This is a genomic window from Paraburkholderia sp. (genome assembly GCF_036488505.1).
Classification (GTDB): Bacteria; Pseudomonadota; Gammaproteobacteria; order Burkholderiales; family Burkholderiaceae; genus Paraburkholderia.
This window is the reverse complement of record NZ_DASXHN010000338.1, coordinates 20,454-29,666: the sequence shown is the minus strand read 5'-3', so window position 1 is coordinate 29,666 and position 9,213 is coordinate 20,454. Positions and strand designations below refer to the sequence as shown.

7 protein-coding genes are annotated in these 9,213 nt (G+C 61.8%); all 7 read right to left on the bottom strand.

Translation table 11 applies throughout. From position 1 onward, the window contains the following. On the bottom strand, positions 1–273 hold a 273-nt coding region (locus VGH68_RS19755), incomplete at its 3' end, for a 16S rRNA (guanine(527)-N(7))-methyltransferase RsmG (protein WP_331605373.1). Then, a complete protein-coding gene (mnmG, locus tag VGH68_RS19750; RefSeq protein ID WP_331605372.1) occupies positions 270–2,228 on the bottom strand; it encodes a tRNA uridine-5-carboxymethylaminomethyl(34) synthesis enzyme MnmG in 1,959 nt (652 codons plus the stop codon). The genes mnmG and VGH68_RS19755, both read right to left, overlap by 4 nt. Before the next feature lie 182 nt (positions 2,229–2,410). After that, entirely contained in the window at positions 2,411–3,190 is a 780-nt protein-coding gene (locus VGH68_RS19745; protein ID WP_331605371.1) for an ABC transporter ATP-binding protein, read from the bottom strand. Beyond that, positions 3,190–4,974, bottom strand: coding sequence for a branched-chain amino acid ABC transporter ATP-binding protein/permease (locus VGH68_RS19740; protein ID WP_331605370.1), 1,785 nt, complete (start codon positions 4,972–4,974; stop codon positions 3,190–3,192). The genes VGH68_RS19745 and VGH68_RS19740 overlap by 1 nt, the downstream gene beginning before the upstream one ends. A gap of 4 nt (positions 4,975–4,978) precedes the next feature. Continuing rightward, positions 4,979–6,034 (bottom strand): branched-chain amino acid ABC transporter permease, encoded by a 1,056-nt coding sequence (locus tag VGH68_RS19735; protein WP_331605368.1) that lies wholly within the window; start codon positions 6,032–6,034, stop codon positions 4,979–4,981. Positions 6,035–6,261: 227 nt separating this feature from the next. Further along, entirely contained in the window at positions 6,262–7,422 is a 1,161-nt protein-coding gene (locus VGH68_RS19730) for an ABC transporter substrate-binding protein (protein ID WP_331605367.1), read from the bottom strand. A 423-nt stretch (positions 7,423–7,845) separates the two neighbouring features. Then, positions 7,846–9,012 (bottom strand): ABC transporter substrate-binding protein, encoded by a 1,167-nt coding sequence (locus VGH68_RS19725; protein ID WP_331605366.1) that lies wholly within the window; start codon positions 9,010–9,012, stop codon positions 7,846–7,848. Between the last annotated feature and the right edge of the window lie 201 nt (positions 9,013–9,213).

Here is a 9,213-nt window from a genome sequence, read left to right as displayed (position 1 = left end):
ACCACCCGAACCGACGTCGAGTACCGACGAAGGCCGAACCGGTCCGAGATGCGGCACGATCGAAAGCGAATCGAGAATGTGCTGGATCAGCATCTGCCGAGGATCGCGGATTGCCGTCAGGTTGTAGACGGCGTTCCACTTGGCCAGCAGCGCCAGATAGTCGAGCAGTTTGCGTTGCTGAGCGTCGTTCAGTTCGAGACCGAGTTCGCGAACGCCGTCTGCTAGCATCGGCGCCAATGTTGGCAGGTCGGCTCCCCTCTGCCCTGCCGTCATTGGTTCACCGGCGTGCTGTCGGCGCCCGCTTCCGCGGATTTCGGCGGACGGCGGCCCAAGCCGCGCTTCAGGTGAACCATCAGCAACGAGATCGCCGCTGGCGTGATGCCGGAGATGCGCGAAGCTTGGCCGATCGTCTCGGGCCGGAACTGCATCAGCTTTTGCCGAGCCTCGAACGACAGTCCGCGGACTTCCGTGTAGTCGAGTCCTTCCGGCAGGCGCGTGTTCTCGTGAGCCTCGTTGCGTTCAATTTCACCGGCCTGACGATCGATGTAGCCCTGATATTTGATGCCGATCTCGATCTGTTCCTTGATCTGCGCGAGCAACACCGGGTCTTCCGCCAGCGCTTCCGGTGCACCGCAAGAGCCGGCATGCAACCCGCTCACGCCGTCGTAGCTGACTCCCGGCCGGCGCAACAGATCCGCGAGGCTGTATTCGTGATCGATCTGCTTTCCGAGCAATGCGGTCGCCTCATCGGCAGGTAGCGTCTTGGGATTGACCCACGTCGAGCGCAGACGCACTGTTTCACGTGAAACAGCGTCGCGCTTGCGGCTGAATTCACCCCAGCGGGCGTCGTCTACGACACCCAGCTCCCGGCCGATTTCCGTCAAGCGCATATCGGCGTTGTCTTCGCGCAGACTCAGCCGATACTCGGCGCGACTCGTGAACATGCGATATGGCTCAGACACGCCGCGGGTCACCAGATCATCGACCAGCACGCCTAGGTAAGCCTGATCCCGGCGCGGGCACCAGGCGTCCTTGCCCTGCACGAACAGACCCGCATTGATGCCAGCCAGAATGCCTTGCGCCGCCGCCTCTTCGTACCCGGTCGTGCCGTTGATCTGCCCGGCGAAGAACAGTCCGCTGATTACCTTCGTTTCGAGGGATGCCTTTAGCCCACGCGGATCGAAATAATCGTACTCGATCGCATAGCCCGGTCGCAGAATGTGCGCGTGCTCCAGACCGCGCATCGAGCGCACGAGCTCCAACTGCACGTCGAACGGCAAGCTCGTCGAAATCCCGTTGGGATAAAACTCGTTGGTGGTCAGCCCTTCCGGTTCGAGATAGATCTGATGCGATTCTTTCGATGCAAAGCGATGAATCTTGTCCTCGATCGACGGGCAGTAGCGCGGCCCGACCCCTTCGATTACGCCGGTGTACATCGGCGAACGGTCGAGGCCACCCCTGATGATGTCGTGGGTACGCTGATTGGTATGCGTCACCCAGCACGGGACTTGGCGCGGATGCTGCTCGACGCGCCCGAGAAACGAGAACACGGGCACCGGATCGAGGTCGCCCGGCTGCTCTTCGAGTTGCGAATAATCGATCGTGCGGCCGTCGATACGCGGCGGCGTGCCGGTCTTGAGGCGGCCTTGCGGAAGCTTTAATTCCTTTAGACGCGCCGATAGCGACACCGCAGCAGGATCGCCTGCGCGACCGCCGGTGTAGTTGTTCAACCCGACGTGAATCTTGCCGTCCAGGAACGTACCGGCCGTCAGCACCACCGCGCGCGAGCGGAAGCGGATTCCCACCTGCGTGACCGCGCCGACCACCCGGTCGCCCTCGACCATCAGATCGTCGACGGCTTGCTGGAACAGCCACAGATTCGGTTGATTCTCGAGCCGGTGCCGGATCGCCGCTTTGTACAGCACGCGATCGGCTTGGGCGCGCGTCGCCCGGACCGCCGGCCCTTTCGACGAATTGAGGATACGGAACTGGATGCCGCTTTCGTCGGTTGCGGCCGCCATAGCGCCGCCCAGCGCGTCGACCTCCTTGACCAGATGGCCTTTGCCGATCCCGCCGATCGACGGATTGCAACTCATCTGGCCGAGGGTTTCGATGTTATGGGTCAACAGCAGCGTTTTATTACCCATGCGCGCCGACGCCAATGCGGCTTCGGTGCCGGCGTGACCACCGCCGACGACGATTACGTCAAACTCTGAGGGAAAAAGCATCGGGAGATCTCACGGCAGATCGTCGCGTGAGCCTTCAAAAGAAATGTATGCGCGGATTATAGCGGGTTCGGTTTCGGCCCGAATTTCGTCCGAATAGCCAAACGGTAAAAAACGGTGTGTTTCACGTGAAACACACCGTTTGGGAGAGCCCACAGACCGAATTAAAGTGCCGGGCTGATCGCCTAGCAGGCCGCTCTCCTCGCCAAACCAAGATACGTCTCGATCACACGTGGATTCTGCGCGAGATCGGCTGCTGGGCCTTCGAGCGCCAGTTCGCCGGTTTCGAGCACGTACCCATAATCAGAGATCTGCAGCGCGGCGCGTGCGTTTTGCTCGATCAGCAACGTCGCCACACCGGTCTGCCGCAGGGCGCCGATGATATGCAAAATTTCCTTGACGATCAGCGGTGCGAGGCCAAGGCTCGGTTCATCGAGCATCAGAAGATCAGGCTTGCCCATCAACGCGCGACCGACCGCCAACATCTGCCGCTCCCCACCGGACAGCGTACCCGCCGCTTGCTTCCGGCGCTCCTTGAGCCGCGGAAACAGCCCAAACACCGGCTCCAGTTGGTCAAGAAAGTTACGCTGCCCGGCCCGTTTGCGCCGGTAAGCGCCGAGCACCAGATTGTCTTCGACCGTCATCGATGCGAACAGCTCGCGCGTCTCCGGCACTAGGCACATGCCCAGGCCGACCCGCTTTTCGACCGGCACCGCGCTCATCTCGTCGCCTTGATAGCGGATTACGCCCTTCGCATGGCCGGTGGTCGGCAACGCGCCCATGATCGCGTTCAGTAGCGTCGATTTGCCGGCGCCGTTCGGGCCGATCACTGAAACGATCTGCCCGGGCCGCACCTTGATTGCTGCGCTGTGCAGCGCCTCGACCTTGCCGTAGCGGACCGACAGGTGATCCACCTCGAGAATCGGCGCCGCCGCCCGTCTGCCAGTCGTGTTCACGTTTTCCATCACTCCACCCCGCCCAGGTACGCTTCCAGCACCGCCGGATCTTGCTGCACTTCCTGCGGCAGGCCTTCGGCGATCCGCGTGCCGAACTCCATCACCACCAGCCGATCCGTCAGGTTCATCACGAAATCCATATCGTGCTCGACCAGCAGGATACTCATCCCTTCCGCCTTCAGGCGACGCAGCAGATCTGCGAGTTGCAGCTTTTCCTGATACCGAAGACCGGCCGCCGGCTCGTCGAGCAAAAGGAGAGTGGGATCGCAGCACAGCGCGCGCGCGATTTCGAGAATCCGTTGTTGCCCGAGTGCAAGGCTGCCCGCCTCGTCGTACATATGCTGCTCAAGCCCGACGCGGCGGATCTGCCGTGCGGCCTCTGCCATCAGCCGCGCCTCCTCGGCGCCATTCAGACGCGCGACGCTGCGCCATACGCCCGCGCGGCCGCGCAGATGCGCGCCGATCGCCACGTTCTCGAGCACCGTCATGCCCGGCAACAGCTTCACGTGCTGGAACGTGCGGCCAATGCCGCGCTTGACGATTTCACGTGAACTCAGCGCGTCGATACGCTCGCCGCGGAAAGTGATTTCGCCGCTCGTCGGTTGCAGGACGCCGGTCACGAGATTGAACGTCGTCGACTTGCCGGCCCCGTTCGGACCGATTAGTCCGATGATCTGCCCCGCCTTGACCGCGAAGCTGACGTCGTTGACCGCGACGAGACCGCCGAATTGCTTGCGCGCCTTGTTCACCGTCAGCAGATCTTCGCCAGCCTGCGGCTTGCTGCGCTGCGGCAGAGGCTCCGCATGATCCGCGAGATGTGCGCGGGGACCGCGCGGGAAAAAGCGCGCGACGAACGGCCAGACGCCCTGCCGCGCGTATTGCAGCAGCAGCACCATCAGAATGCCGAAAACGATCACTTCGAAGTTGCCATTCTCGCCGAGCAGCTTCGGCAGCAGCGTCTGCAAATAGTCCTGCAGCACGGTCAGGATCGCCGCGCCGAGCACCGCGCCCCACACATGCGACACACCGCCCACAACCGCCATAAACAGAAACTCGATGCCGTGATTCAGGCCGAACGGCGTCGGATTCACCGCCCGTTGCAGGTGCGCATAGAGAAAGCCCGACACCGACGCGAGCACCGCTGCGTAGACGAAGATCACGACGCGCATCCAGCCGGTATTGACGCCCATCGCTTCGGCCATCAGGCCGCCGCCGCGCAATGCACGAATCGCCCGGCCCGGCCGGCTATTAAGCAGATTCTGAACAGAGACGACCGCCCCCAGCACGACGACCCAGATCAGGTAATAGATATGCCGCCCCGACTCGAGATTGATCCCGAAAACATTCAGAACCGGAATACCGTTGATCCCGTCGTACTTGCCAAGCATGTCCAGATTGCCGAACAGGTAGAACAGCGCGAGTCCCCATGCGATCGTTCCAAGCGGCAGGAAGTGGCCGGACAGACGCATCGTCACGAGACCCAGCATCAGCGCGATCAACGCGGTCACGATGACGCCCGCAATCAGCGCGAGCCACGGCGACACGCCGTAGCTCGTCGTCAGATACGCGGTCGCATAAGCGCCGATGCCGACAAACGCCGCCTGGCCGAAGCTCGTCATCCCGCCAATGCCGGTCAACAGCACCAGCCCGATTGCGACGATCGAATACAGGCCGATGTAGTTGAGCAGTGTGACCCAATATTCGGGCAGCCGAACCGGATGCGGCAGCACCGGCAACGCGAATAGCACCACGAGGAACAACCAGAAAAACTTCTTTTGCATGATCCGTTTCATCGCGTCACTCCTCTTCCTCTTCGGCATGCGGGCTCGCAAGACTGCGCCACAGCAGCACCGGGATGATCAGCGTGAACACGATCACTTCCTTATAAGCGCTGGCCCAGAACGACGAATACGATTCCAGCAGACCGACCAGAATTGAGCCGGCCGCCGCGAGCGGATAGCTGACCAGACCACCGATGATTGCGCCGACGAAGCCCTTCAAACCGATCAGAAAGCCCGAGTCGTAGTAGATGGTGGTGAGTGGCGCGACGAGGATGCCGCACAGCGCGCCGAGCCCCGCGGCGAGCGTGAACGCGAGGCGCCCCGCCTGCGTAGTCCCGATGCCGACAAGGCGCGCGCCGAGCCGGTTCACCGACGTCGCGCGCAATGCCTTGCCCGAGATCGAGCGATCGAAGTACAGATACAGCGCACCAATCAGTACGACTGCGGTGCCGATCACCCACAAGCTCTGCCCGGAGATCGACAGACTGCCGACGTTGAACGTTGCGTCCGAGAACGCGGTGGTGCGCGACCCTTCCGCGCCGAACATCACGAGCCCCAAGCCGACCATCGCGAAATGAACGGCTACCGCGACGATCAGCAGCAGCAGCGTGGTGGCTTCCGCGATCGGCTCATACGCGAGCCGGTAAACAAACGGGCCCATCGGAATCACGATCAACAGGGTCAGCGCGATCTGCACGATCATCGGCAGCGGCTGCATGAAGATGCCGCGCGTCAGCGCGTACACGGCAATCGGAAACAGCAGATACTTGCCCGCCAGCACAGGCAGCGTGCGCACCGCGTAACGGCGCCGCTCCGGATGCCGCAACACCGCGGCGGTCTCGACGACGAAGCAAGCCGCGCCCATTGCAATCAGCAGCCAGCAGGTGGCAGGAAACTTCTGCGTCTGCAGTGCGGCAAGCGTCAATGCGCCGTACGAAACGAACTCCCCCTGCGGGATGAAGATCACCCGTGTCACGGAGAACACCAGCACCAGCGCAAGCGCGAGCAGCGCGTAGATCGCGCCGGTGGTGATGCCGTCCTGCGCGAGGATCGCCGCAATTGATAGATCCATACTTCCTCGTCCTGAAGCGTCGAAATCGAAAATCCGGCAAACGGCCGCGACGGCGCGGCTGTAGCCGCCCAGCAGCCTGCAATGTCTGAAAAGGCAACCGCCGCGCCGTGTCCGGCGCGGCGGTCGATGCCATTGTCATCGAACACAATGGCAATGCGGCGTCATGCACCGCATGATTGCGCGAGAGGCGCGTACCGCTTTTTATGGCTGGTTAGTGACTGTTGTGTTCAATCGTTCTGCAGCTTCCACTTGCCATCGACGATCTCGACGATCACGCGTGCGCGCTGGTCGAGGCCATTGTGGTTGGTCGGCGTGGTGTTCATGATCCCGTGCGACACCGGCAGCTCCTTGAGGTTTTCGAGCGCGCTGCGCAGCGCTTCGCGGAACTCGGGCGTGCCCGGTTGCGCGGTCTTCAGCGCGACCGGAATCGCGGCCTGCAGCATCTGGCCGGCATCCCATGCATGGCCACCGAAGGTTGCGACCGAGCCTACGCCATACGCCTTCTCATAAGCGTTCTTATAGGCTTCCGACGACTTCTTCACCGGGTTCGAATCCGGCAATTGATCGACGACCAGAATCGGGCCGGCCGGCAGCAATTCGCCGTCGCAATCCTTGCCGCACACGCGCAGAAAGTCGTTATTGGCGACGCCGTGCGTCTGATAGATGGTGCCTTTGTAGCCGCGCTCCTTCAGCGTCTTGGCCGGCAACGCCGACGGCGTGCCCGATCCAGCGATCAGCACTGCGTCCGGACTCGCGGCCATCGTCTTGAGCACCTGGCCGGTCACCGATGCGTCGGTGCGGTTAAAGCGCTCGTTCGATACGACCTTCAGGTTATGCGCCTTCGCCGATGCGGCGAACGTCGTATTCCAGCTATCGCCGTATGCATCCGAGAAGCCGATGAAGCCGACCGTCTTCACGCCGTGGCGCGCCATGTAATCGGCGATCGCGTCAGCCATCAGGCTGTCGTTCTGCGGCGGTTTGAATGCCCATGCACGCTTCGCGTCCATCGGCGAGATGATCGCCGCCGACGCCGCGAGCGAGATGACCGGTGTCTTGCTTTCAGCGGCAGGGTCGAGCATCGCCAGCGCATTCGGCGTGACGGTGGAGCCGATAATCGCGTCGACGTGATCTTCGTCGATCAGCTTATGGGTGTTCTGCACAGCTTTGCTCGTGTCCGACCCATCGTCGAGCACGATGTACTGCACCGTCTTGCCGCCGATTTCCTTGGGCAGCAATGCGATCGTATTCTTCTCAGGAATTCCCAGCGATGCGGCCGGCCCCGTCGTGGATAGCGTCACGCCGATTTTCACCTGCGCGAACGCCGCACCGGCGCCGCACATCAATGCCATCGCGATGCCGGTCTGTACCCATTGCCTAGTCATTTTCATTGCGAGTCTCCAAACGCCTTGAAAAGCGCCTACCTGTAAACCGGCTTCGGGCCGGGTCTTTGAATCCACTTATCGGGTTTGGTACGTGTGTGCCAAGCATGGTTTTCCCTGCTCGACGCGAATACCTGCCCCGTTCTGTCGGGTACCGCTCGTCTTACGTGTCACGGCGGCGGACTAGCGCGGTTGGCCGCGCAATCCCGCGAAGTGCCGGAGTGTCTTTGCCCCGGCTTTGTTTTGATCAACTCCACAAACTACTAACATATTAGTAGTTTGCGTTTTGCATCATTGACGGTCAAGCACGCGCGCGCCAAATGCGGGTTTGTCCTGAAGCCGTGAAACCACACTTTCTCAGGACACCGATAACAAAAAAGACGCGTCAACTGCACGCGTCTTTTCGATGAGATCCCGTGGCGCTTCGCCTGCTCAGTTGTCGGCAAGCTTCCACTTGCCATCGACGATCTGCACCATGACGCGCGCCCGCTGATCGAGACCAGCGTGGTCGTTCGCGCTCATGTTGAAGATGCCGTGCGACGCAGGCAGATCTTTCGTGCCTTCGAGCGCGGCGCGCAGTGCCTCGCGGAATGCCGGCGTACCCGGCTGGCCCTTCTTCAGCGCCAGCGGAATCGCATGTTGCAGCAACAGGCCCGCGTCCCACGCGTGACCGCCGAACGTCGATACAGCACCCGCGCCGTAAGCCGCTTCATACGCGTGCTTGTACGCGAGCGAAGTCTTCTTCACGGGATTCGAATCGGGCAGCTGATCGGCGACCAGCAGCGGGCCAGCCGGCAGCCACGTGCCGTCGCAGTCCTTGCCGCACACGCGCAGGAAGTCGTTGTTCGCGACGCCATGGGTCTGATAGTACTTGCCCTTGTAGCCGCGCTCCTTGAGCGTCTTTTGGGGCAGCGCGGCCGGTGTGCCCGCGCCGGCGATCAGCACCGCGTCCGGGTTTTGCGACAACATCTTGAGTACCTGGCCCGTGACCGACGCGTCGTTGCGCGCGAAACGTTCGTTTGCGACGACCTTGATCTTCGCGAGATCCGCGGCCTTGCTGAACTCCTTGAACCAGCTCTCGCCGTATGCGTCCGAAAAGCCGATGAACGCCACGGTCTTCACGCCGTGATTCGCCATGTGCTGCGCGATGGCGGTGGCCATCAGGATGTCGTTCTGAGGCGTCTTGAAGACCCACGCGCGCTTCGCGTCCATCGGCTCGACGATGGACGCGGCCGCGGCCATCGAGATCATCGGCGTGGCGGTTTCGGCGGCGACGTCGATCATCGCGAGCGAGTTTGGCACGACGGTCGAACCGATCAGTGCATCGACGCGATCTTCGCTGGTGAGCTTGCGGGCGTTCTTGACCGCCTGCGTGGAATCGGTCGCGTCGTCGAGCACGATGTAGTCGACCTTCTGGCCCGCGATCTCCTTCGGCAGCAACGCAATCGTGTTCTTTTCCGGGATACCGAGCGATGCCGCCGGCCCGGTTGCTGACACGGTAATGCCAATTTTCACGTCCGCGAATACCGGGCCGCTCCATGCAGCCGATACCCCGGCGGCGACCAACGCCGCGCTAATCCAACGCAATGCCGACTTCATCCTGCTCCTCTATTAACCCCGTTATTCAATTGAATTTAAATCCGCGGATTCAAATGCCGACCCAGCGGTCGCTGAATGACGAGTTTAGCGGACGCGCGCGCCGCGTCGCAAGCGTTTTGCAGGATAGTGACGTGTAAATGCAGCGGTATCGGGCGAATAAAAAATAGCTGCCCGATTAGCAAAAAGACTTGCCGACGTTTT